This window comes from Actinomadura formosensis (assembly GCF_050948385.1).
Lineage (GTDB): Bacteria > Actinomycetota > Actinomycetes > Streptosporangiales > Streptosporangiaceae > Spirillospora > Spirillospora formosensis.
Genome location: NZ_CP192011.1, coordinates 3,311,818 through 3,335,101, shown reverse-complemented (window position 1 = coordinate 3,335,101; position 23,284 = coordinate 3,311,818). Strand labels below are relative to the sequence as shown.

The 23,284-nt window shown below is 73.7% G+C and carries 21 protein-coding genes; 8 read left to right on the top strand and 13 right to left on the bottom strand.

All coding sequences use genetic code 11. The features are described 5' to 3' along the window. The first annotated feature begins 96 nt into the window (after positions 1-96). Positions 97-492, top strand: coding sequence for an STAS domain-containing protein (locus ACQP1N_RS15745; protein ID WP_131732948.1), 396 nt, complete (start codon positions 97-99; stop codon positions 490-492). Here ACQP1N_RS15745 and ACQP1N_RS15740 read toward each other — a convergent pair. The 3 genes from ACQP1N_RS15740 to ACQP1N_RS15730 all read right to left on the bottom strand — a co-directional run bounded on the left by ACQP1N_RS15740 (position 489) and on the right by ACQP1N_RS15730 (position 5,028). After that, entirely contained in the window at positions 489-2,246 is a 1,758-nt protein-coding gene (locus ACQP1N_RS15740; protein WP_433232113.1) for a sensor histidine kinase, read from the bottom strand. The two genes, ACQP1N_RS15745 and ACQP1N_RS15740, sit on opposite strands and share 4 nt — an antisense overlap. A 278-nt stretch (positions 2,247-2,524) precedes the next feature. After that, positions 2,525-3,199, bottom strand: a complete 675-nt coding sequence (locus ACQP1N_RS15735; protein ID WP_067807277.1) for a response regulator transcription factor — start codon at positions 3,197-3,199, stop codon at positions 2,525-2,527. Continuing rightward, positions 3,190-5,028, bottom strand: a complete 1,839-nt coding sequence (locus ACQP1N_RS15730; protein WP_433232110.1) for a histidine kinase — start codon at positions 5,026-5,028, stop codon at positions 3,190-3,192. Before ACQP1N_RS15730 ends, ACQP1N_RS15735 begins: the two co-directional genes overlap by 10 nt. 432 nt (positions 5,029-5,460) lie before the next feature. Between ACQP1N_RS15730 and ACQP1N_RS15725 the strand changes: the two genes are divergently transcribed. After that, positions 5,461-6,225: a hypothetical protein gene (locus ACQP1N_RS15725; RefSeq protein WP_433232107.1), complete on the top strand. Its 765-nt coding sequence runs from the start codon at positions 5,461-5,463 to the stop codon at positions 6,223-6,225. A gap of 30 nt (positions 6,226-6,255) precedes the next feature. Here the strand turns inward: ACQP1N_RS15725 and ACQP1N_RS15720 are convergent, their stop codons facing one another. Genes ACQP1N_RS15720 through ACQP1N_RS15705 form a run of 4 tightly spaced genes read right to left on the bottom strand, consistent with a single transcriptional unit; the run spans position 6,256 to position 9,720 of the window. Continuing rightward, entirely contained in the window at positions 6,256-7,458 is a 1,203-nt protein-coding gene (locus ACQP1N_RS15720) for an ABC transporter permease (protein WP_067807289.1), read from the bottom strand. Further along, complete coding sequence (locus tag ACQP1N_RS15715) at positions 7,455-8,144, bottom strand: ABC transporter ATP-binding protein (RefSeq protein WP_433232103.1); 690 nt, start codon at positions 8,142-8,144, stop codon at positions 7,455-7,457. The genes ACQP1N_RS15720 and ACQP1N_RS15715 overlap by 4 nt, the downstream gene beginning before the upstream one ends. Further along, on the bottom strand, positions 8,141-9,187 hold the full coding sequence (locus tag ACQP1N_RS15710; RefSeq protein ID WP_433232101.1) for an efflux RND transporter periplasmic adaptor subunit: 1,047 nt from the start codon (positions 9,185-9,187) through the stop codon (positions 8,141-8,143). Before ACQP1N_RS15710 ends, ACQP1N_RS15715 begins: the two co-directional genes overlap by 4 nt. Beyond that, positions 9,187-9,720, bottom strand: coding sequence for a hypothetical protein (locus ACQP1N_RS15705; RefSeq protein ID WP_067808026.1), 534 nt, complete (start codon positions 9,718-9,720; stop codon positions 9,187-9,189). Before ACQP1N_RS15705 ends, ACQP1N_RS15710 begins: the two co-directional genes overlap by 1 nt. Positions 9,721-9,916: 196 nt before the next feature. On the opposite strand from ACQP1N_RS15705, the gene ACQP1N_RS15700 reads away from it, so the two are divergent. The 3 genes from ACQP1N_RS15700 to ACQP1N_RS15690 are packed head-to-tail and all read left to right on the top strand — an operon-like array spanning position 9,917 to position 12,343. Continuing rightward, on the top strand, positions 9,917-10,573 hold the full coding sequence (locus ACQP1N_RS15700; protein WP_067808029.1) for a response regulator transcription factor: 657 nt from the start codon (positions 9,917-9,919) through the stop codon (positions 10,571-10,573). Beyond that, positions 10,570-11,823, top strand: coding sequence for a sensor histidine kinase (locus tag ACQP1N_RS15695; RefSeq protein WP_433232098.1), 1,254 nt, complete (start codon positions 10,570-10,572; stop codon positions 11,821-11,823). The genes ACQP1N_RS15700 and ACQP1N_RS15695 overlap by 4 nt, the downstream gene beginning before the upstream one ends. A 10-nt stretch (positions 11,824-11,833) precedes the next feature. Then, a complete protein-coding gene (locus ACQP1N_RS15690) occupies positions 11,834-12,343 on the top strand; it encodes a mycothiol transferase (protein WP_433232095.1) in 510 nt (169 codons plus the stop codon). Here ACQP1N_RS15690 and ACQP1N_RS15685 read toward each other — a convergent pair. The 6 genes from ACQP1N_RS15685 to ACQP1N_RS15660 all read right to left on the bottom strand — a co-directional run bounded on the left by ACQP1N_RS15685 (position 12,313) and on the right by ACQP1N_RS15660 (position 20,184). Next, complete coding sequence (locus ACQP1N_RS15685; RefSeq protein ID WP_131732873.1) at positions 12,313-14,103, bottom strand: GAF domain-containing sensor histidine kinase; 1,791 nt, start codon at positions 14,101-14,103, stop codon at positions 12,313-12,315. The genes ACQP1N_RS15690 and ACQP1N_RS15685 overlap by 31 nt on opposite strands. Before the next feature lie 60 nt (positions 14,104-14,163). Next, entirely contained in the window at positions 14,164-15,441 is a 1,278-nt protein-coding gene (locus ACQP1N_RS15680; RefSeq protein ID WP_433232091.1) for a glycosyltransferase family 4 protein, read from the bottom strand. A 60-nt stretch (positions 15,442-15,501) separates the two neighbouring features. After that, positions 15,502-16,695 (bottom strand): Ig-like domain-containing protein, encoded by a 1,194-nt coding sequence (locus tag ACQP1N_RS15675; RefSeq protein WP_433232088.1) that lies wholly within the window; start codon positions 16,693-16,695, stop codon positions 15,502-15,504. A 247-nt stretch (positions 16,696-16,942) separates the two neighbouring features. After that, positions 16,943-18,112, bottom strand: coding sequence for an Ig-like domain-containing protein (locus ACQP1N_RS15670; RefSeq protein ID WP_433232086.1), 1,170 nt, complete (start codon positions 18,110-18,112; stop codon positions 16,943-16,945). Between the two features lie 92 nt (positions 18,113-18,204). Further along, entirely contained in the window at positions 18,205-18,822 is a 618-nt protein-coding gene (locus ACQP1N_RS15665; RefSeq protein ID WP_242608963.1) for a VC0807 family protein, read from the bottom strand. A 435-nt stretch (positions 18,823-19,257) separates the two neighbouring features. After that, a complete protein-coding gene (locus tag ACQP1N_RS15660; RefSeq protein ID WP_067803021.1) occupies positions 19,258-20,184 on the bottom strand; it encodes a LysR family transcriptional regulator in 927 nt (308 codons plus the stop codon). 141 nt (positions 20,185-20,325) lie between these two features. On the opposite strand from ACQP1N_RS15660, the gene ACQP1N_RS15655 reads away from it, so the two are divergent. From ACQP1N_RS15655 to ACQP1N_RS15645, 3 genes are all read left to right on the top strand, one after another. Beyond that, on the top strand, positions 20,326-21,678 hold the full coding sequence (locus tag ACQP1N_RS15655; protein ID WP_084263241.1) for a pyridoxal phosphate-dependent aminotransferase: 1,353 nt from the start codon (positions 20,326-20,328) through the stop codon (positions 21,676-21,678). Between the two features lie 306 nt (positions 21,679-21,984). Further along, positions 21,985-22,557, top strand: coding sequence for a hypothetical protein (locus tag ACQP1N_RS15650; protein ID WP_067803018.1), 573 nt, complete (start codon positions 21,985-21,987; stop codon positions 22,555-22,557). Positions 22,558-22,725: 168 nt separating this feature from the next. Next, positions 22,726-23,283 (top strand): CGNR zinc finger domain-containing protein, encoded by a 558-nt coding sequence (locus tag ACQP1N_RS15645; RefSeq protein WP_067803015.1) that lies wholly within the window; start codon positions 22,726-22,728, stop codon positions 23,281-23,283. The last annotated feature ends 1 nt before the right edge of the window (position 23,284 follow it).

Below are 23,284 nucleotides of genomic sequence, written 5' to 3'. Positions count from 1 at the left end.
CTCAAGGCGGCTCCCTCCCCAATACATCGGGGTGCTGCATGACCTCGCTCTTCGCGGGTACGCCGGGTGCCCGGCCACCAACGGAAGGTGATCAGCATGTCTCTCGGAGCCGACGGGCCGTCGGACCCCTCCACCGCCGACACGCTGCGCGTCCGCAGCCAGGTCCGCGGCCCCTGCCTGCTCGTGGCGGCGGAGGGGGAGCTGACCATCCTCACGGCCGACCTGCTGCGCGAGCACGTCCTCGCCGGCATGCGCGGCCTGACGCCGCCGCCGCGGGTCGTCCTGGACGTCGGCGAGGTCGGCTTCTGCGACTCCTCCGGCCTCAACGCGCTCATCGTCATCTGGAAGGCCGCGCACCAGGCCGGCGGCGAGTTCGTGCTGGCGCGCCCGGAGCGGCGGTTCCGCGCGATCATCGAGCGCAGCGGCCTGGACCGGCACCTCATCGCCCACCCGACCACCGAGCAGGCCCTCGACGCGCTGGCGGCGCACTAGTCCCCGGCGGGAAGGGTGATCGTCAGGGTGGTGCCCCCGCCGGGCGGGCTGTCGAGGGCGACGTGGCCGCGGAGGGCGCGGACGCGGTCGGTCAGGCCGGCCAGGCCGCCGCGCGGGGACGGGGCCGCACCGCCCACCCCGTCGTCGCGCACCTCGGCCGTGATCTCGCCGGGCGCGGGCCGGACGGTCAGCGCGATGGAGCCGGCCCGGGCGTGCTTGACGGCGTTGGCGATGGCCTCGCAGAGCGCGAAGTAGAGGGTCGACTCGATCTCGGCCGGGAGGCGGCCGGCGGGCAGGTCGAGCCGGACGGGCACCGCGGCGCGGGCCGCGACCAGTTCCAGGGCCGGGCCGAGGCCGGCCTCGGCGAGGATCGCCGGGTGCACGCCGCGGGCCAGGTCGTCCAGTTCGGCGACGGCCCCGGCGAGTTCGCGGCGGCAGGCGCGGGCCTGCGCACGGGCCGCCGGGTCCCCGGCCACGTCCTCCAGCCGGGCGAGCGTCCGCTCCAGCGCGCGGAGCCGCGCACGCGCGCTGCGCTTCAGCTCGGCGGCGAGCCGCTCGCGTTCGGCGGCCTGGACGCGCACCAGGCGTTCCCTGGCGGCGCGGGCACGTTCGAGGTTGGCCTGCGCGACGGCCTGCAGCCGGACGGTCTCCAGCGTCCGCCCGCCCGCCAGCAGCGCCGCCTCCACGAGCGGCTCGTGGCCGCGGAGGGCGGCGGCGACGTCGACGGTGGCGAGGGGCTCACCGCCGGACGTGCGGACCCGGTGCCGCCAGCGTCCCGGCCGGGGCTCCAGCGGGGCGTCCACCCGGCGGCCGTCCACGCCGACGTAGCCGCCGTCGGCCCAGAGCCACAGGTCGAGGGTGGCGTCGCCCAGGATGCCGCGCAGCGCGTCGCGGACCTTCACCGCGGAGACGGGGGCGGTGAGGCGGTGCATCCGCTCGGCGACGGTCAGCTCGGCGAACCGGACGCGCAGCGCGGTGATGAGGAACACGAGCGGCAGCACCATGGCGCAGATCCCCTGGACGAGGTAGACCCACAGGACGTCGTCCAGCTCCACGCCGATGCCGAGGAGTGTGCCCTGGACGGCCAGGGCACCGGTGACGCCGGCCGGCACGGCGACCGCGACGGGCAGGGCGAGCGCGCGGTCCAGCCGCCCGGTGCGGCGCAGCCGGGCCACCAGGATGATCACCAGCGCGCCCGCGAGCGCCGCCATCGCCGCGGTCAGCGCGCGCTGGACGCCGCCGAAGACCTCCTGGTCGGGACGGACGGACGGCCACGCCACCGAGGCGGCGAAGCCGTTCCAGCGGGGCCGGGAGACCGCGCACATCAGGGCCTGCCCGCCGACCATGATCACGACGGCGGCGGCGGTCCACAGCCGGGCGGCGGCGCCCTCCAGCCGGCCGCCCGGATACAGCAGGACGCCGACGCCGATCGCGACGAAGAACACCGACTGGGAGAAGACCGACAGCAGCGGCGTGATCCCGGTGTTCCAGGCCGCCGACCACATGACCGCCCAGGCCGCGGCGGCGCCGAGGAACGCCGCGCCCGTCCGCCGCCCGAGCCGGCCGGCGGCGAGCAGGCCGCCCGCGACCGCGAACCCGCCGCAGCACGCCAGCGTGACCGCGGCGGCGGCCGGATGCCCGCGCCAGTGCGGCCAGCCGCAGCCCAGCGCCACCGCCGCGACCGCCGTGCCCGCGCCCAGCGCGCGGCGGACCGGCGCGCCCAGCCACGACGGCCGGCGGAGAACGGCCCTCACCGCGTTCCTTCCGTGTCGTCTCCGGGAAACCACCGTCCGGGAGTGGGGTTTTCCCGGATGTGCGCGGCCCTCGGCACCGGGAGCATGGAACGTGCCGGACGCGGTACCCCGGGCACGGGGCCGTGGCGCGTCCCGGTGGCGCACGCGGGGGCCACCACCGGTTCGCCTGACCCGCCCCCGACTCGCGCGGCCAGTTTCCCGCACCCCGGGCACGGAACGCGAGGGCCCGTTACCCGATTGATGCGCGCCCGATCAAGGCGCCCGGCGGGGGCCGGCGCTCAGCGGGTCTCGGCGGCCCGCAACCACGTGAGGACGGCCAGCACCCGCTTGTTGCTGTCCTGCGGACCCGGCGGACCGCCCGTCGAGGCGATCTTCAGCTTGGTGAAGATCGCCCGCACATGGTCCTCGACGGTCCGGGCGGACAGGTGCAGCCGCTTGCCGATCCCCGCGTTGGAGTGGCCCTCGGCCATCAGCGCCAGGACCTCCCGCTCACGGCCGGACAGCCGGGACAGCTCCTGCTCGCGGTGCCGGGCCTCGACGAGCCGGCTCACCACGTCCGGGTCGATGACGACCTCGCCGCGCATGACCCGCTCCAGCGCGGACCGCAGGTTCTCCACGTCCGTGACGTGGTCCTTCAGCAGGTAGCCGACGCCGCGCGGCTGGTCGCGGAACAGCTCCATCGCCTGCGGGGTCTCGTTGTAGGCGGACAGGACCAGGACGCCGAGGCCCGGGTGGCGCTCCAGCAGCCGCCGCGCGGCCACGACCCCCTCGTTGGTGAACGTCGGCGGCATGTGCAGGTCGACGATCGCGACGTCGGGCGGGTCGCCGGTGACCCGGGCGAGCAGTTCCTCCCCGGACCCGGCGGACGCCACCACCTCGATGCCGACCGTGGTGAGCAGGGTGACCAGCGCCTGCCGGAAGATCCCGCTGTCCTCCGCCACGGCTACTCGCATGGCAGGTCCATCCTTACCGTCGTGCCCGCGCCGGGGCCGCCGCCGATTTCCATCTGGCCGCGCAGGGCCCCGACGCGGCCGGACAGCCCGGCGAGATCGGTGGCGGGATCGCGGGAACCCGTGCCGTCACAGGTCACCTCCACGGCCAGCCGACCGTCCTCGTGGCCGACCCGGACGTCCACCTGGGTCGCACGCGCGCGGTCGACAGCGTACGACAGCGTCTCGCAAAGCACCGAGTAAAGCGTGGACTCGATCTCGCGGGAGAACCGCCGCGGGGTGACATCGAGCTTGACGCGGATGCCGACGCGCTCGGCGACGACCTCCAGCGCCGGGCCCAGGCCGTCCTGGACGAGCAGCGCGGGCTGCACCTCGCGGGCGAGCGAGCGCAACTCGGCCAGCGCCTCGACCAGTTCGGCGCGGCAGACGCGGGCATGCTCCTTCACCGCGGGGTCGCCGGTGACGGCCTCCAGCGTCCCGAGCATCGCGCCGAGCGCGAGCAGCCGCTGCTGCGCGCCGTCGTGCAGGTCGCGGGCGAGGCGCTCGCGCTCCACGGCCTCGGCGCGGACGAGCCGCCGGTAGGCGGACCGGACCTGTTCGAGGCCGGCGTGCACGCTGGCCTGCAGCCGCGCGGTCTCCAGCGCCCGGCCGCCCGCGGCGAGCGCGGCCTCGACCAGGGAGCCGTGATCGCGGAGCGCGCCGCCGAGTTCCACGACGGCGAGCGGATCCCCGGCGGCGCCGCGCACCCGGCGCCGCCAGCGGCCCCCCTCGTCGTGACCGCCGTCATGGACGCCGCCGTAAACGCCGTTCTCTTTCGGGTCGGCGTCCAGGCCGTCGTCCGGGCCGAGGGCGACGGGGCGTCCGGTGGTGTCGACGTAGGTCTGCTCCGTCGGCGCCCAGAACCACAGCTCCAGCGTCGGGTCGCGCAGGACGTCCCGCAGCGCGTCCCGGACCCGTTCGACCGACACCGGCGCGGTCAGCCGCAGCATCCGGCCGGCGACGGTCAGCTCGCCGATGCGGATCCGCAGCGCGGACGCGAGCAGGGTGAGCGGCAGGAGGGCGGCCATCGCGCCCTGCACCACGTAGACGCCGAGCAGGTCGTCCAGCGGGATCGAGTCCTCCATGATCGGCCGCTGGGTGAGCGCGGCCGAGATCCCCACGAACGCGAGGACGACCGCCACCGGGAGGGTGAGCATGCGCCGCATCCGGCTCATCCTCGGCAGCCGCAGTATCAGCACGACGGCGTACGACAGGGCGAGGAGCACGTACAGCACGGCGGACGCCCACAGGACGACCCGGAAGACCTCCCGGTCGGGGAACGGCGCGGGCCACCACACCGACTCACCGCGGAACGCCGCCCACTCGGGCTCGGAGGTGACCCACAGCGCCGTCGGGCAGCAGCAGAGGATCACGCACGCCAGGACCGTCCAGACCCGGTCGGCGAGGTACTCCAGCCGGCCGCCCGGGTAGAGCAGGACGCCGACGGCGATCGCGAGGTAGAAGTCGGCCTGCGCGTACGGCGACAGGATCGGCCCGATGGTCGCGTCCCAGCTGGCCGCCCAGTTGACCGCCCAGCAGGCCGACGCGGCCACGAACAGCAGCCCGGTGCGGCGGGTCCGCGCGCCGGTGCCGAGCAGCACGCCCGCCACCGCGATGGCGGTGCAGCTGACCAGCGTGGTCGCGGCGGCGGCCGGATGGTGCCGCCAGTACGGCCAGCCGGCGAGCAGGGCCAGCCCCGCGACCACCAGTCCGGCGAGGAGGGCGCGCCTCGTCTCCGCGCCGAACCACGGTGGCGACCTGCGCCGCCGCGGTGCGGAAATCACCACGACCATCCTCTCCATGCTCGGACCTCGGGGCATGCCCTGCCACCGGAAACCCACGGAGCGCCGGTCCGTGCTTTCCCGGACGCGGCGCCGGGCCGGTCTCCCGGTGAGCGGGCGCACCCCGCAGTCTCCCGGATCCGGGCGGACGTTCCCGGCGGCGTTATCCGATCGACGCACGCGCCGTTCCGGCCTTTCCGTCCCGATCTTGTGGGGCCGGAGTCCCCGCGAGGCCGGGAGCATTCGGGACGCGCATCCCTTGACGCGGGGCCGGCCGTCGGCCGGGGACTGCTCAGCGCCCATTCAACACCTGATGAAAGGAATTCACATTCACCGGGAAAACCCGGTCTCCCGGCTGGGCTCGCCTGGGTTGCCGGACAAGAGGGGTAATGTCAGGATCATTTCCTGCGGGACCATGGGGCAGGCGAGAAAGGGGCGCGGGGAATGAACCATGAGACGGCCGTGCGGACCGCAGGGCCGAGGACCGGGCGTCCCGTGCTCGTGGACGCGTCCGGGCCCCGGCTTCCGGCGGTGGACCGCGCCCGGATCCGGCCGCGGTACCGGGCGATCCTGGCGGTGGACATCGAGGGCTCGACGGCGCGCACCGACCCGGTCAAGGCCGAGCTGAGGCGCACCCTCTACCGGCTGCTGGAGGAGGCGTTCAACCGGGCCGGAATCGGGGAGAGATACCGGGAGGAGTATGTCGACCGGGGCGATGGCGCGCTGGTTCTCGTACAGCCTTTCGATGAGGTCCCGAAAACGCTGCTGCTGCACCCGGCGGTACCGATCCTGTCCGCGCTGCTCGCCGAATACAACGCCGCGCAGTCGATCGCGTCCGGCGGTGACCGGCGAATTCGCATTCGCGTCGTCGTGCATGCCGGAGAGGTGCACAACGACGGCCACGGCAATTTCGGCGAGGCGCTCGACATCGCCTGCCGGCTGCTCGACTCGCCGCAGGCGAAGAGCGCGCTGCGCCGCACCCGCGCGCCGCTGGTGCTGATCGTGTCCGAGGACATCTACCACTCCATCGTCCGCCACGGGTACGAGGGCATCCGCGCCGACTCCTACGTGCCGCTCGTCCGGCTGGAGGTCCCCGGGCGCAGCCACCAGGGCTGGCTCTACGACGCCACCGCGCCGTACCGGCATCCCACGCTCACCACCTGGACCCGCCGCCTGCGCGCCGTCCGGCCGGTACTGACCGGCCGGTGAGCCGCCCCCGGCGGGTCCAGGCGAGGGACGTCACGGCGTGGCGAGCGCCTCGGTCGGGGGGAGGCGCGCGGCCCGCAGGGCCGGGTACAGGCCCGCGATGCCGCCGATGAGGAGGGTGGCGAGTATCCCGCCCGCCATCGCCCAGACCGGGACGACGGTCGGCCAGCCCTGCGTCACGGCGAACACGGCGGTGACGACGATGCCGATGGCCACCCCGCCGACGCCGCCGAGCGCGGCGAGGAGCTGCGACTCGGTGAGGAACTGCATCCTGATCTGGCCGCGGGTCGCGCCGAGGGAGCGGCGCAGGCCGATCTCGGCGCGGCGTTCCAGGACCGAGATCACCATCGTGTTGGCGACGCCCACCCCGCCGACCAGCAGCGCGACGCCGCCGAGGCCGAGGAGCAGGCCGGTGAACGCCCTGTCGGTGGCGTCCCGCGCCGCCAGCGCGTCGGACGGGCGGCTGACCTGGACCTCGTTCGGCGCCTGCGGGCTGGCGGTGGCGGCCAGCAGATCCCGCACCTTCTCCACCGCGTCCTCGCGGGCGCGCGTGTAGACGGTGGTGGGGTGGCCGTCGAAGCCGAGGCGGCTCACGGCGGCGTCCCAGCCGACGAGCGCCGCGGAGTCCAGTTCGGGGGCGAGCTGGTTCGGGGCCAGGACGCCGACGACCGTGAACCACTGCGAGCCGAGCCACACCTGGACGTTCGGCGTCGCCACGCCGAGGCGCGCGGCCGTCTCCGAGCCGAGCACCACGGCCGGGTACCTGGCGGTGCCGGCGTTGAGCCACCTGCCGGTGGCCATGGTGAGGCCGATGGTCTTCGGCAGGTCGAGCCGGGCCGCAAGGACGCTGATCCCGCCGCTCTCCCCCTCCGGGATGTGGTCGTTGCGGTAGACGTGGGCGTCCTCCAGAGCCGCCGTCGCGGACGCCGACTCGACGTCCGGCATCCGCCCCACCATGCCGACCGACTCCTCCGGGAGCTTCGCATCGGCGCCGAACAGGTCGCGGCCGGGCCCGACCGTGAGCAGGTTGGTGCCGAGCCTGTCGAGGGTGGCCTGGAGCTGGGCACGGCTCGACGTCGAGATGCCGACCACGCCGATCATCGCGGCGATGCCGATCGCGATGCCGAGCGCGGACAGGAACACCCGCATCGGCCGGGACCGCAGCCCGGCGGCCCCGACGCGCAGCACGTCCCCCGGCCCGAGCCGGGACGGCGCGTCCCCGCGCGGATTCGTCATCGTGCCGCCTCCACCCGTGCGTCGTCGTGGACGATCCGGCCGTCGCGCATCCCCACCTGGCGGGGCAGCAGCGCGGCGATGTCCCGGTCGTGCGTGATCAGCGCGACGGTCGTGCCGCCGGCCGACAGCTCCCGCAGCAGGTCCAGGACGCCCGCGCCGGACGCCGAGTCCAGCGCGCCGGTCGGCTCGTCCGCCAGCAGCAGCGCGGGTTCCCCGACGACCGCGCGGGCGATCGCGACGCGCTGCCGCTCCCCGCCGGACAGCTGGTGCGGCCGGTGCCCGAGCCGGTGCCCGAGCCCGACGCGCTCCAGCGCGTGCCGGGCCCTGCGGCGCCGCTGCGCGAGCGGCACGCCCCCGTACAGGAGCCCGTCCGCGACGTTGTCCAGCGCGCTGACGCCGGCGGCGAGGTGGAACTGCTGGAACACGAAACCGATCCGGCGGGCGCGCAGCGCCGACAGTCGCCGGTCCGGCAGCCGCGACACGTCCGTGCCCTCGACGAGGACGGTGCCGGCGCTCGGCCGGTCGAGCGTGCCGAGCAGGTGCAGCATCGTCGACTTCCCGGACCCCGACGGCCCCACGATCGCGACCAGCTCGCCCTCCACGATGGTCAGCGACACCCCGTCCAGCGCGGTGACGCCGCCCGGGTAGGTCTTGGTGACCTCCCGCAACTCCACGACCGGTGTCATGAGGGCACCCCCACCTTCATGCCCTCCGCCAGGCCGGATCCGGAGATCTCGACCCGGCCCCCGGTGAACACGCCGGTCTCCACCGGCACCGTGCGGACCCGCCCGTCCTGGACGACCTGGACGGCGTACCCGCCGTCGCCCTGGGCGAGCAGCGCGCCCACCGGGACGGCGAGGACGCCGTTGTGCCGGTTCGCGGTCAGGCTCACCTCGACGGGCGCCTTGTCGTAGGAGCCGAGCCTGTGCTGCGAACCGATCGCGATCTCGACCTCGATGGTGGACGGCTGGTCTTCCTTGCCCTGCTTGGCGACCTTCCCGACCGAGGTGATCCGTCCCTTGACGGTGTCGCCGGACGGCAGCTCGATCTCCACCGCGGCCCCCTTCTTCGCGAGCCGCTGGTACTGCACGTTCAGGTCGACGGTCACGACGCGGGTCGTCCCGGTGCAGGTGAGGACGGGGCCGCCGAGGCGGTCGCCGACGCTCGCCTTGCGCTCGGCCACCCGGATCCGGCCGGACGCGACGACGGCCGCCCCCGGCCGGACCGTGCCCGTCTCCTCGACGCCGAGGGCGTCCTGCCAGCGCTTCACGGCCGCGGCGGTGGCGGCGTTGTAGGTCTTGTCGACGGTGAACCCGGTGTAGCCGAGGGCCTGGAGGTTCCGTTCGAGCTGGAGGACGTCGGTGCCCTCCGTCCCCGCCGCGAGCGTCCGGTAGATCGGCAGCCTGCCGTACAGCAGCGGCACCGGCTTGTTGTCGACCCGGTACACCGGCCGTCCCCTGGGGATCACCGATCCGGCGCCGGGCAGCCAGGTGACCGTGCCGCGCCCGGCGGCGGAGACGGTGCGGGTGCCGCCGTAGCCGAGCGTGCCGTCCGCCTCCTGCGTCTCGACCAGCGTGGTCCGCTCGATCGCCGCCGTCGCGGGCGGCAGCGCACCGTGCGCGGCGGCCGGGGCGCCGCCGCCGCCGCCGAGCCCGGCGGCGGCGAGACCCGCGCCGCCCGCGACGGCCACCCCGGCGGCGCCCAGGACGAGTGTGCGCGTCCTGGTCACTAGTCCCTGCCCGTGGTCGTGGAGGGGGCGTCCGGCTCGAACTTGGCGCACGCCTTCTGCGCGTCCTTGAACTTCGGGCTCTCCGGGTCCAGCCCGGTGCCCTTCCCGGCCTGTATCTTGATGCCGCCGTTGGGGTCGGGGTCGGGGAATTCGGTGATTCCGTGATCGCGCATGCACTTGGAGAGCCCGCGCATCTGCGCGATCTGCTCGGGGTTCGGCTTGGGCGGCTTGCCGCCGTTCGGCATCAGATGCCGGCACTTCTTCTGCGCGGCCTCGACCTTGTCGTCGCCGCCGGGACCGCCGCCCTCGCCCGGCTTGCCGGACGCCCGGATCGTGAGCTTGCCGTCCTGCGGGTCCTGCATGTCCACGCCGTTGTCGCGCATGCACTGGGCGAACCGGCGCATCTTCTCATGGTCATCCGCGGCCTTGGCGGTGCCGGCGGCCTTGGCGCCCTTGCCGTCGCCCCCGCAGCCCTGCGCCCCGAGGGCGAGGGCCGGGACGAGCGCCAGCACCGCGAACGTCTGTCGTCGCATCGGTCGGTCTCCCTGTCGTCTCCGCCGGGCGGTCCGCCGGCGGCGACCGCAAGTCCAGCCCGCGGCGGGTAACCCGGGCGTAACCGGATCGGGTTATGCCGGCGTTACGCCCGCTCCTCCAAGCTGGGACGGCGGGACGGCGCCGGGGGGCGCCGATCCGCAGAGACCACGCATTCGCGGAGACGGGACGGCAGAGGTGCGGGTACTGATCGCCGAGGACGAGCGGATGCTCGCCGATTCGATCGCCGAGGGGCTGCGGGCCGAGGCCCTCGCCGTGGACGTGGTCTACGACGGGGACGCCGCGCTCGAACGCCTCGGCGTGAACGACTACGACGTGCTCGTGCTGGACCGGGACCTGCCCGTCGTGCACGGCGACGACGTGTGCCGCGCGGTCGTGGAGTCCGGGGCGCTCGTGCGGGTGCTGATGCTCACCGCCGCCGTCACCGTCCCGGCCCGGGTGGACGGGCTGCGGATCGGCGCCGACGACTACCTGACCAAGCCGTTCGCGTTCGAGGAGCTGGTCGCGCGGATCCAGGCGCTCGGCCGGCGCGCCCGCCCGGCGGCGCCGCCGACGCTGGAGCGCGCCGGCATCCGGCTCGACCCGTCCCGCCGGGAGGTGTACCGGGACGGCCGGTACGTGCACCTGGCCCGCAAGGAGTTCGGGCTGCTGGCCGAGCTGCTGCGCGCGGACGGGACGATCGTGTCCGCCGAGTGGCTGCTGGAGAAGGTGTGGGACGAGCACACCGACCCGTTCACCAACACCGTCCGGGTGACGCTGATGAAGCTGCGCCGCAAACTCGGTGATCCCCCGGTCATCGAAACCGTCCCGGGAGCGGGGTACCGGATTCCATGACGAGGTTCACCGAGCGGCTGCGGCCGACGATCCGGATGCGGCTCACGATGCTCTACACCGGCCTGTTCCTCTGCGCCGGGATCGTCCTGCTGGGCCTGACGTACCTGCTGGTGCAGAACAACCTGCGCCAGCGACCGCCCGAGAACCAGATCTTCGAGACCAAGAGCGTCTCCGGCTTGCCGCCGTCCGGCTCGCTCACCGGCGAACCCCCCGAAGCCGCCCTCCAGAAGGTGCTGGTCGCGGGACGCAAGGACTACCAGCGGGAGACGCTCAGCGCGCTGCTGACGCAGGGCGGCATCGCGCTCGGCCTGGTCGGCGCGGCGGGGCTCGGCTTCGGCTGGCTGCTCGCCGACCGGGCGCTGCGGCCGGTCCACGCGATCACCGAGACGGCGCGGCGGGTGGCGCGCGGCCACGACCTCACCGAGCGGATCGGCTACGAGGGACCCCGCGACGACATCAAGGAGCTGGCCGACACCTTCGACGCCATGCTGGGCCGGCTGGCGAGGGCGTTCGACGGCCAGCGGCGGTTCGTCGCGAACGCCTCGCACGAGCTGCGCACCCCGCTCGCGATCAACCGGACGCTCGTCGATGTGGCGGTGCGCCGCCCGGACGCCACGGGCGACGTCAAGCGGCTCGGCGAGTCGCTCCTGGTGGTCAACGCCCGGCACGAGCGCCTCATCGACGGGCTGCTCACCCTCGCCGGCACCGAGAACGCCGTGGTGGACGCCGCGCCGTTCGACCTCGCGGACGTGGCCGGGCACGTCCTCGACCAGGCGGCGCCCGAGGCACGGGCGCACGGCGTGACCACCGGCCGGCGGCTCGGCCCGGCGCCCACGTCCGGTGATCCCGTGCTCATCGAGCGGCTCGTGCAGAACCTCGTGGAGAACGCGGTCCGGCACAACCACGACGGCGGTGAGCTGTCGGTCACCACCCGTGGCCGGGACGGATGGGCGGAGGTCGTCGTCACCAACACCGGGCCGGTCGTCCCCGGCTACGAGATCGAGACGCTCTTCGAGCCGTTCCGGCGGCTCGGCAACGACCGGGTGCGGTCCGACCGCGGCTCCGGGCTGGGCCTGTCGATCGTCCGGGCGACCGCGACCGCCCACGGCGGCACGGTGACGGCGGCGCCGCGACCGGGCGGCGGCCTCACCGTGACCGCCCGCCTGCCCTCCCCCGCGCCCTTCCCCGTGCCGGGCCCGGCCGCCGAATCCGCCGCGGCCGGGCCGAGAGATCCGGCCCGATCGGGGTAGCGTCCTCCCAATGACCAGTGCGCAACTGCTCGCCGACGCCTTCGGCCGGATCCGGGAGGCGGTCCACGGGGCCGCGGACGGGCTCACCGCTGCTCAGCTCGCCCACCGTCCCGCCACCGGCGCCAACTCGATCGCATGGCTCGTCTGGCACCTGACCCGCGTCCAGGACGACCACGTCGCGGACGTGGCCGGCACCCCGCAGCTGTGGACGCGGGACGGCTGGGCCGGCCGGTTCGCGCTGCCGCTGGACGCGTCCGACACCGGGTACGGGCACACCTCCGACGAGGTCGGGGCGGTCAGGGTCGAGTCGGCGGACCTGCTGACGGGGTACCACGACGCCGTGCACGACCGGACCGTGGAGTACGTGTCCGGGCTGACCGACGCCGACCTGGACCGGATCGTGGACCGCGCGTGGGACCCGCCGGTCACGCTCGCCGTGCGGCTGATCAGCGTGATCTCCGACGACCTGGAGCACGCGGGGCAGGCCGCCTACATCCGCGGCATGCTCGAACGCGCCTGATCGGACGGCGTTTCCCCGCCCTCCTTCTCCCCGCTTTCATCCCCGACGTCCTTGAGCGGGACGCGCCAGACGAGGATGGTGCCGCCGCCGGGACGGGCGCGGGTGGACAGCGACCCGCCGAGGTTCTCGGCGCGCTCGCGCATGTCGCGCAGGCCGCCGCCGGCGGCGCCCTCGGGGATGCCGGCGCCGTCGTCCTCGACCCGCAGGGTCAGGTCGTCGCCGACCTCGATGCGCACGGACGCCTCGGTGGCGCGGGCGTGCCGGGCGACGTTCGACAGCGCCTCCCGGACGACGGCGAGAAGCTGCTCGCCGATCCGGTCGTCGACCGCCGTGTCCAGGAGCCCGGCGAGCCGCACGGACGGCGCGAACCCCAGCCGCTCGGCGGCGGCGTCGACGAGAACGCGCACCCGGCTGCGCAGCGACTCCTCGTCCGGCGGCGCCTGCAGCGCGAAGATCGTCGAGCGGATCTGCCGGATGGTGTCGTCCAGGTCGTCCACCGCCCGCTGCACCCGGGTCGCCACCTCCGGCCGCTGGGCGATCTTGATCGCGGCCATCAGCCCCATCGCGGTCGCGAACAGCCGCTGGATCACCGTGTCGTGCAGGTCCTTGGCGATCCGGTCGCGGTCCTCCAGCAGCACCAGCCGCTCGGTGTCGCGGCGGCGGTCGGCCAGCTCCAGCGCCACCGCCGCCTGCCCCGCGAACGCCTCCAGCAGCCGCTGCGTCTCCTCCGAGAACACCGCGCCGCCGGGCGGGTTGATGACCGTGATCGCGCCGCGCGCGGACGTGCCGGTGCCGAGCGGAACCACCAGCAGCGGCCCGACGGGCAGCCCCGGCGGCGCACCGGCCCCCTGCACCGCCGCCGAGCCGTCCGCCAGCCGCAGCGGCGCGCCCTCGGCGAACACCCTCCCCGACACCGAGCGCTCCATCGGGATGCGCATGCCCCGCAGGCGGGGGGCGCCCACGCCGTCGGCCGCCTCCAGCACGGCGTCGCCGCCCGCCTCGTCCACCAGCGTCACGCTGCTCAGCCTCGCGTCGGCGATCTCCCGGGCCCGACGCGCGACCAGGTCGATGACCTCGTGCGGGTCGGTGCCCGACAGCAGCGCGGTGGAGATCTCCGCGGACGCCTCCAGCCACCGCTCCCGGCGCCGCGTCTCCTCGTACAGCCTGGCGTTCTCGATCGCCACGCCCGCGGCCGTGGCCAGGGCGGTCACGACGACCTCGTCCTCCTCGTCGAACTCGCCGCCGCCGGCCTTCTCGGTCAGGTAGAGGTTGCCGAACACCTCGTCCCGCACCCGGATCGGCACGCCCAGGAACGACCGCATCGGCGGATGGTTCGGCGGGAACCCGGCGGAGTCGGGATGCTCGGTCAGGTCCGCCAGCCGCAGGGAATGCGGCTCGCGGATCAGCAGGCCGAGGATGCCTTCGCCGCGCGGCCAGTGCCCGATCGCCTTGATCTCCTCGTCGCTCATCCCGGTCGTGACGAACCGGATCAGATGCTCCCCCCCGTCACCGACGACGCCGAGGGCGCCGTAACGGGCGTCGACCAGGGTGGTGGCGGCCTCGACGAGCCGCCGCAGCACCGTCGCCAGTTCCAGGTCGCCGCCGATCGTGACGACGGCCTCCAGCAGCGCGTGCACGCGGTCACGCGTCGACCGGGCCGCCTCCAGCCGGGTCTGCAGCTCGGTCAGCAGATCGTCCAGCTTCAGCTCCGGCAGGACGAGCCGCGCGTGCTCCGCCCCCGAACGAGACTCCTCACTCACACCGCCAGTATTCCCACTGCCCCGCCGGGACCGGAAACAGGGCCGCCGTGACGGCGGGCATCACCGCCCGGCACTGGCCGACGTGATGAGACGCGACCAGCGGGGGCCGATGTGCTCCATGTCGTGGGAGCGCACGGACCGCAGCGCCCGGTCGCCGAGCCGGGCCCGCAGCTCCGGGTCGGTGATCAGCTTGCGGAGCGCCGCGGTGAGGGCGTCCACGTCCTCGGCGGGGACGAGCAGCCCGTCCGCACCGGAGGTGATCAGCTCGGCGGGGCCGTGCGGGCAGTCGAACGAAACGACCGGCAGGCCCATGCCCATCGCCTCGATCACGACCATCGGCATGCCCTCGCGGCGCGACGACAGGACGTAGATCGACGCGCGCGCCATCTCGGCCGGCAGGTCGGGGGTCTTCGGCCGCAGCTCGGCCCGTCCGGTGAGGCCGAGTTCGGCGATCATCGCCTGCAGCCGGTCCCGCCGCGCCCCGGACCCGAAGATGCGCAGCGTCCAGTCGGGATGCTCGGCGGCGAGCGGCACGAAGGCGCGCAGCAGCAGGTCGAAGCCCTTGGTACGGACGAGCCGCCCGGCGGCCAGGATGACCTTGTGCTCGCGGCGGGACGGGACCGCGGGGAGCGGCGGCGCGGCGTTCGGGATCCGCACGATGCGGACGCCGGTCCCGGCGAGCGCCGCCGCGTAGTCGGCGCGGGCGGCCTCGGTGAGCGTGGCGAGGACGGTGAGCCGCCGGTACGCGCGGAGGACCTGCCGCCGCAGGGGAGGCTGGTAGGAGCCCAGATTCATGTGGTCCTGCCCGATCGTGGCGACGCCGCGCGGGCCGAGTTCCGCGGCCAGCAGCACGAGGGACGGCCGGGTCCCGATGAGAACGTCCACCGGCGGGCGGTACACCGCGCGCAGGAGCCGGACGTCCGTCAAGAGGGTCACGTGGCGGAACGACGCCTCGTCCGCCGGTATCAGGAGGCTCGGCAGCCGCTCCAGCAGGCGGGCCGCCCTGCCCTTGGGGGCGAAGCGGTCATCGGCGTAGGTGACCGTGACGCCCGCGGGGAGCGGGAAGAACGGCTTCCTGGTGTTGCGCACCACGCTGACGATCTCGACGTCGTGATCACGGGCCAGGTACCCGCACAGGTTGAGCACCGTGCGGATCGTGCCGCCCGCGCCGTGCGCGCTCTGCAGCAGGACGCGGACGCGGAGCCGGTCACCGGGCGGCGGGACGCGACGCCGCAGGCGCAGCGGGCGCAGCCCCCAGAGCGCCGAACGGCGCAGGACACGGTGTGCCCTGCGCCGGACGCGGCGCCGCAGGCGCAGTGGACGTGCTGACTCGCTCACCGGGTCCCCGATCGCAGACGGCCTCGTCCGGCCATTTCCCGCGCGCGGGTCCCGGCAACGTCATCCGGTGGTCACGGTCCGGTCGAGGGCGCTGCCCTTGACCCACCGGCTCCACGGCATCTCGTAGTAGCTCCAGCCGTTGTTCCAGTCGAGCTTCCGCTTGCTCCCGGTGATGATCACCGGGTCGCCGCGGTAGGAGAAGTTGTAGAACCAGCGGGCCTGGCTGGGCGGGGAGTTGACGCAGCCGTGGCTGACGTTCTGGCGGCCCTGCGCCCACACGGTGCCGGCCATGGCGTGGACGTACTCGCCGCTGTTGGAGATCCGCACCGCGAACGGGATCTCCTCCTTGTAGCCGCCGTTCTTCTTGTCCTTGGGGTCGACGCCCATCCACTCCGACGTCATGATCGCCGGATTCTCCTTGCCCATGGTCAGGTGGATGCCGCTGGTGGTGAGGAAGGTGTCGACGCCGTTGACCACGCGTCCACCGCGGCCGGCGCTGATCGGCCAGCTGCGGACCTTCTTGCCGTTCTTCATGACGACGGCCTTGTGGGTCTTGGTGCTGACGTGCACGATGTGCGAGTCACCGATGCGGAACCTGCGCGTGAAGTCCGACACGCCGTAGGTCTGCTTGCCCGACTTGACGCCGGCCAGCTTCGCCCGGAACGCGACCTGCTGGTTGGGCTGCCAGTACTCCCCGTTCTTCGTGCGGAAGATCACGGTGGTGTCGTTCATCCAGAACCAGGCGCCGGTGGCGGGCTTGGTGGACTTGACCTCCAGGGCCTTCTCCACGGCCTTCTTGTCGGCGACCGCGCGGTTGAAGACGACCTGGATCGGCATGCCGACGCCGACCTTCTCGTTACTGCTCGGGGTGATGTCGACGATCTGCAGCGTGTTCGCCGCCTTCGCCGTGGCGAACGTCGCGTTGACCGTCGTCGACTTGCCCTTGGGGCTCTTGGCGACCGCGGTGACCTGGTACTTGGCGCCGGGGCGCAGCGTGCGCGACCTCCAGCTGGCCTTGTCGGCGGCCATCTCGCCCGACACCGGCTTGCCCTTGAGCGTGACGGACACCTGTTCCAGGGTGCCGCCCGCGGCCGTCACGACGACGCCGCTCTCCGGCGCGGCCTTGGTGTTGCCGTCACCCGGATTGATCGTCACCTGCGGGACGCTCGCGTCGCCCTTCTCGCCCACGGTGACACCGGCGTCCTTCTCGCCCCCGCTGCAGGCCGTCGTGAGGAGGAGTACAACCCCCGCCATCCCCGCGCCGGCCCGGACCCCTGCGGAAAACCTCCGCTGCACCTCGAACCTCCACTACCCCGCCGTCTATCAGGGAGACATTAGCGACAAAAAATCGAGATCATGCCACGTCCGGGCGTTTCGGCGGGGGTCCGAGATCAAAGCGTTGCACGGCGGGTGATCCGGAGCCGGCCTCCGGCCCCGGACGCGATGACGGACCTCCGCGGGACCCGGCGGCAGGGCCCGGCGGTGGGCTCGAGCGGAAGGTTCAGCGGAGGGCGCTGCCCTCGCGCCACTTGTCGAACGACATCTGCCAGAAGCTCCAGCCGTTGTCCCACTCGACCTCGCGGTCGCTGCCGGTGAGCTTGATGACGTCGCCGCGCTGCACGACGTCGTAGAACCACTTCGCGTTGGCGGGGCTGACGTTCAGGCAGCCGTGGCTGACGTTCGCCGACCCCTGCGATCCGACCGACCAGGGCGCTGAGTGCACGTACTCGCCGCTGTTGGAGAAGCGGACCGCGTAGTTGACGACCGTCTTGTAGTAGCCGGCGTCGCCCTCCTGGCGGCCCGGGGACGTCATCGTGACGGGGTTGCCCTTCTCCATCAGCAGGTGGACGCCGCTGGTGGTGGTGAACTCCCGCGTCTGCCCGTTGCCGGCGCTGAACGGGATCGTGCGCAGCTTCTTGCCGTCCCGCGTCACCGTCATGTGGTGCCCGCCGATGTCGCCGGTGGTGATCTGCGCGGCGCCGATGCTGATCGTCGCCTGGGCGTCCTTGGCCCCGTACACGCCGCCGCCCGCGTTCGCCCCGGCCAGCGCGGCGTGGAAGCGCACCGTCTGGTGCGGCTGCCAGTAGGTCTTCGTCCGGTAGACGACCTGGTCGGGCGCCAGCCAGCGCCAGGCGCCCTCGACGGGCTTGTCCGGCGTGACGCGCAGCGTCCGCTCCACGGCGGCCTTGTCGGTGACCGGGCGGTTGAACCGGACGAAGATCGGCATCCCGATGCCGACCTTCTCGCCCGTGACGTTCGGGGTCACATCCGTGATCGACAGTGTCCCGGTCGGCTTGAGCGTGGTGAACGCGCTGGTCGCCGTGCGGGTCTTGCCGCCGTCGCGGGCCTGCGCGGTCACGGTGTAGGACGTGCCGGGGGTCAGGGTGCGGGTGGAGCGCCATGTCTTGCGCCCGTCGCCGAACTCGCCGGTGATGGTCGCGCCCCCGCCCTGGACGGTGACGTTCTGCAGCTTGCCGCCCGAGGTCTTCACCTCGATGGTGCCGTCCGGCTTGACCTGGGCGGTCCCGTTGGCCGGGGTGATCGTCACCGCGGTGTCCGACCCGCCCGAGGCCAGCTTGCCCGCGCCGCCGACCCCGCAGCCGGTCACGAGCATCGCCACCACGCCCGTGCCGCCGGTCAGCACCAGCGCCAGCCGCCCATTAGTCGCCACGAACTCCCCCAAACCCGTCGAATGAATGTAGCTACACATGGAGACGCCCCGAACCTTGGGGAAGTTCGGGGCGTTCGTTGGGGAACCGCTGCTCAGGCGGCGGCCCCGGACGGGACGGGCTCGCGGTTGATGTGATGCACGACACGCTTGAAGCCCCAGACCGAGAGGGCGATGCCGATCGCCCCCAGCCCGGCGACGACGCCGGTGCGGATCCACAGGTACATGCTGAGCGACTCGTTGAACAGCATCCAGAGGCTGACCCCCACGTTCACCAGCAGGACCGCCGACCACAGCAGCGAGATCCGCAGGAAGAACTGGTGGACCCTGGCGTGCTTGTAGAACGCGTCGGGGATCGGCGCCATGTCCTTGGCGAGCTTCATCGCGAGGGGCTTGCCGAGCGGGACCGAGGCGAGGAAGGCCATGCTGACGGCGAGCGTGCCGAGCGTCGGCTGCAGGAAGTAGATGACCGCGCTGTGCGTGGCGGCCGCCAGCCCCGCGCGGACGGTCACACCGACCGCGGCCAGCAGCAGCATCCCCGACACCGGATGGCCGCGCACATACCGGTAGACGATGCCGCCGTACACCCAGACGACGGCGGCGATGAGCGCGCCGTTCAGGCCGAGCAGCATGAGCGCGGTGTAGAACACCACCACGGGCGCGATGACGCCCTCCACAAAGCGCGGGAACGCGTGCATGAGCAGCGCGGTCACCCGCGGCAGTTCGAACAGGTGGTGCCCGCCGGCCCCTGCGTGGCCGTCCCTCGGCGCCCGGGTCAGACCACCCGGGGCCTCGGATGGGGCCTCGGACGCGGGAACCTCCCCGGGGGGTTCTGCGGATTTTGTCGCCGGTCGTTCCATCGAGCGCTGTGCTCCCCGATCGATGTTCATGGACTCGGATGTGCTCACGGTTCGCCCCACGGTACGTGATGATCCGCACGCGTCCGTCCGTTTTGGGACGATCAGGGCCCGTGCGCCCGTTCCCTCCTTGGTTCGGCGACGGGACCCCTGAAGTGCGGGTCGCGGCCGGATGCGGCCGGGATGCGGCCGGAGTCGAACCGGTGGAACGGCCTTACTACGACTTTAAACGCGGATCGGCGCTGTTCTCATCCAGGGTTGGCCCTCTTTTCGGGTCAACCTTTATCCGGATCAGCCCTCCGGCGGGATCGTCTGGACGTCCCGCGCGGCGGCGTAGATGGCGCGCAGCGCCACCGCCACCGACGGCCTGCGCACGCTCGCGGCCCGGGTGACGGCGTACACCTCGCGGGCCAGCGTGCACTCGGGGATGCGCCGCACCGCCACCCCCCGGTCGCCGGCGGCCAGCGCCAGCGCGGGCACCGCGGTGATGCCGAGGCCCCGCGCGACCAGGCTGAGGATCGTGTGCAGCCCCTCGAACTCCCAGGGCACCGGGCGGGCACCGCCGACGGCGTCCAGCAGCCGCTCGACGGCCTGCCGGGACGGCTCACCGGGCGGCGCGGCCATCCACGGCTCCTCCCGGAGCCGCTGCAGGTCGACGGGCCGGTCCGGGTCCGACAGCGGATGCGAATGCGGGACGACCAGCACCAGCGGATCACGGCGCAGGTGGAAGAACTCCAGCGCGGCGGGCGCCTGGTCGGGGACCTTGCCCGTCCAGTCGTCGATGAGGGCGATGTCGACCTCGCCGCTCTGCACCTGGCCGATGCCGGCGCCGGGCACCGTCTGCCGCAGCACGAACGTCAGCCCGGGATGCTCGCCGAGGCTGCGCGCCAGCGCGGGCGCCAGCGCGACGGCGGCGGTCGGGAACGAGGTCACCACGATCCGGCCCGACGGCGCGTCGGCCTGCGCCGACAGCTCCGCCTCGGCCGCCTCGACCAGGCCGAGGATCTCCTCGGCGCGCTCGGCGAGCCGGCGTCCCGCGTCGGTCAGCTCGGCGCTGCGGGCGGTGCGGTCCAGCAGCGGGACGCGGGCCTCCCGTTCGAGCGTGGCGAGCTGCTGGGAGACCGCGGAAGGGGTGTATCCGAGAGCGGAGGCGGTCGCGGCGATGCTGCCGCGGCGGGCGAACTCGGTGAGCAGTCGCAGCCTGCGCAGTTCAAGCATCAGACCACCTTATGGTCAGCATCGATGAGACTCGCTTGTAATGATGCTCGATGCGGGCAACATTTGATCTGTGCCCGGCCGGGTCGCACACGGGAATTCAACGGTCACCCACCGTAATTTCGTCATGCCCTTGGAGCATTGATGCCTACCCAGAACCAGCCCCTTCAGAATCGACCCGCATCCGTCCGGGCGCTGTCCTTCTCGCCCCGTCAGGTCCCGCTGTCGGCGACGCTCGCGGTCAACGAGGCGATCGCCCGCAAGCGCAGGGAGGGCGAACGCGTGCTCCCCCTCGGCTTCGGGGAGGCCGGGATCCCCATACATCCCGCCCTGGCCCGCGAGCTGGAATCGGCCGCGGGCCGGGGCGCCTACGGCCCGGTCGCCGGGTCGGCCGCGCTGCGCGCCGCCGCGGCCGGGTACTGGGCCCGGCGCGGGCTGCCCACCGACCCGTCCACGGTCGTCGCCGGGCCCGGCAGCAAGCCGCTGCTGTTCGCGCTGCTGGCCTCGCTGGGCGGCGACGTCGTGGTGGCGGCGCCGAGCTGGGTGAGCTACGCGGCGCAGGCCTCGCTGGCGGGCGCGGAGCCGATCCGTGTCGCCACCCCGCCCGGCGAGGGCGGCGTGCCGAGCCCGGCACTGCTCGCCGACGCCGTGGTGCGGGCCCGCACACGGGGCCGCGACGTCCGGGCCGTGGTGGTGACGCTGCCCGACAACCCGACGGGGACGGTCGCCTCGGAGGCGACCGTCCGGCGGCTGTGCGCGGTCGCGCGGGAGCACGACCTGGTCGTCATCTCCGACGAGATCTACCGCGACCTGGTGCATGCGCCGGAACGCGCGGTGCCGAGCCCGGCCCTGTACGCGCCGGAGCGGACCGTCGTGACGACCGCGCTGAGCAAGAGCCTCGCGGCGGGCGGCTGGCGGCTGGGCGTCGCGCGGCTGCCGGAGGGGCCGTTCGGCCGCGCGCTGCATGACAGCCTGCTCGGGGTGGCGAGCGAGATCTGGTCCAGCGCCCCGGCGCCGATGCAGCACGCCGCCGCCTACGCGTTCGCGGAGCCGCCCGAACTGGTCGAGCACATCGACCGCAGCCGCCGCCTGCACGCGGCGGTCGCCGGCGCGGTCGCCGACCGGTTCGCCGCCGCGGGGGCGCGCGTACCCCGTCCGGAAGCGGCCTTCTACCTCTACCCCGACTTCGGGCCGCTGCGGGACGTGCTGAGCGAGAACCACGGCGTCCGCACCGCCGCCGACCTCACCCACCTGCTGCTGGAGCGGTACGGGGTCGGCGTCCTGCCCGGCAGCTCGTTCGGAGACGCCCCGTCGGCGCTGCGCATGCGGGTCGCGCCGAGCCTGCTCTACGGGGAGGACGACGAGCAGCGCCACGCGGCCCTGGCCGCGCCGGCGCCGGCGGCCCTGCCGTGGATCGCGAGCGCCCTGGATCGGCTGAGCGAGGTGCTGGAGGACCTGTCGGTGAGCGTCACCACGGGAGAGCCCGCGCTCGCCTGACGGGGGGTGGGGGGAGCCGCGGGCCGCCCGGTCGCCGGACGGCCCGCGGCTCGCTGTGTGAAGGTCCGGGCGCGCACCGTCACGGCCCGCGTGACCGGCGCGGGAATCGGCCGGGACCTGCGGCGCGGACGTTCTGCGTCCGGCCCGACTGGCACGGATAACGTGGTGTAAGGTCCAACGACGCACGGGGCGAACGTCACGAATCGACCAGCGGCAGGACAGCGAACGTCCGGTCCGCCTTGCCCGTGGTGAACCCAGGATGAGCGCGAAGTCACGCATGTGTGAAGGAAGGCGAGGGGGCCCGTCATGAGGCATGCACGGGACGGGGCTGCCGCGGCGATGAACGCCGCCTCCAGGATTCTCGTCGCGCGGGGCAAGAACGAGCCCCAGGAGATGGAGAACCCCGACGTGGCATGGGGCCAGCGGGCCCGTGACGGGGTCTGGGTGCCCACCAGGGACGGGCAGCGGATCCACCTCGGCATCGACGCCACCGCGGCCGATACGGTCGCGCAGGTGCTGCGTCCCAGCCTGCGGGTCTTCGTGGGCGTGGACGTCGACACCGACATCGTCGCGCAGACGACGGCGGGCGGGGTGCGGCTGCTCACCGTGATCCACGGCCCCGACGCCCCCTCGGAGTTCCGGTTCGCCGTCTCGCTGGCCGACGGCCTGGCGCTGGAGTCGATGCCCTCCGGCGGCTACGACGTCGTCCACCTGCGGTACGGGGCCACCGTGGGCCGGCTCTACAACCCGTGGGCGAGCGACTCGATGTTCCGCCAGGTGAAGGCCGACTACGCGCTGGAGGGCACGGCGGTCACGATGCGCATCCAGCACACCGACGCGTACTACCCGGTCGTCGCCGACCCGCACTACGAGCGCTGACCGCACCCGGAGGGCCGGATCGGGCCACCGGGCACGGCCGCCCATCCGCTCGGGGTGGGCGCCGGCATGCGCGGTCCTCGGCATAGGGTGGAGTCCACGGGCCGCGTTCCGGCCCCGGCGACGGCGCCGGGAGCACGACCGCCCCGGTCCCCTGAGACTGGAGTCATCGTGATCTTCACTCATGACACCGAGCGCGCGCTCGCCATCGTCGTCGAGCTGATCAACACCGGCCCGGCGGCGGCCGGCGCCGAACGGCTCGGCGGGCTGCCCGACCTGTGCGCGTTCGTGGAACGCCACGGGTTCAGCGACGTGGGCGAGCTCGCCGAGGCCGACCTGGGCCGGGCCAGGGAGCTGCGCGACCGGTTCCACGCGGTGTTCCGCGCCGACGGCGTGCCGGCCGCGGTCCGGCAGATCAACGAGATCGTCGGCGAGGTCCGCCCCACCCCGCACCTGACCGACCACGACGGCTACGACTGGCACGTGCACTTCTTCGCGCCGGGCGCACCGCTCGGCGAGCACCTGGCCGCCGACTGCGGCATGGCGCTGGCGTACGTGGTCGCGGCCGGCGAGCTGGACCGGCTGCGCACCTGCGAGGCGCCGGACTGCTCACGCGTCCTGGTGGACCTGTCCCGCAACCGCTGCCGCCGCTACTGCGACAGCCGCACCTGCGGCAACCGCATGCACGTGGCGGCCTACCGGGCCCGCCAGCGCGAGGCCGCGCACTGAC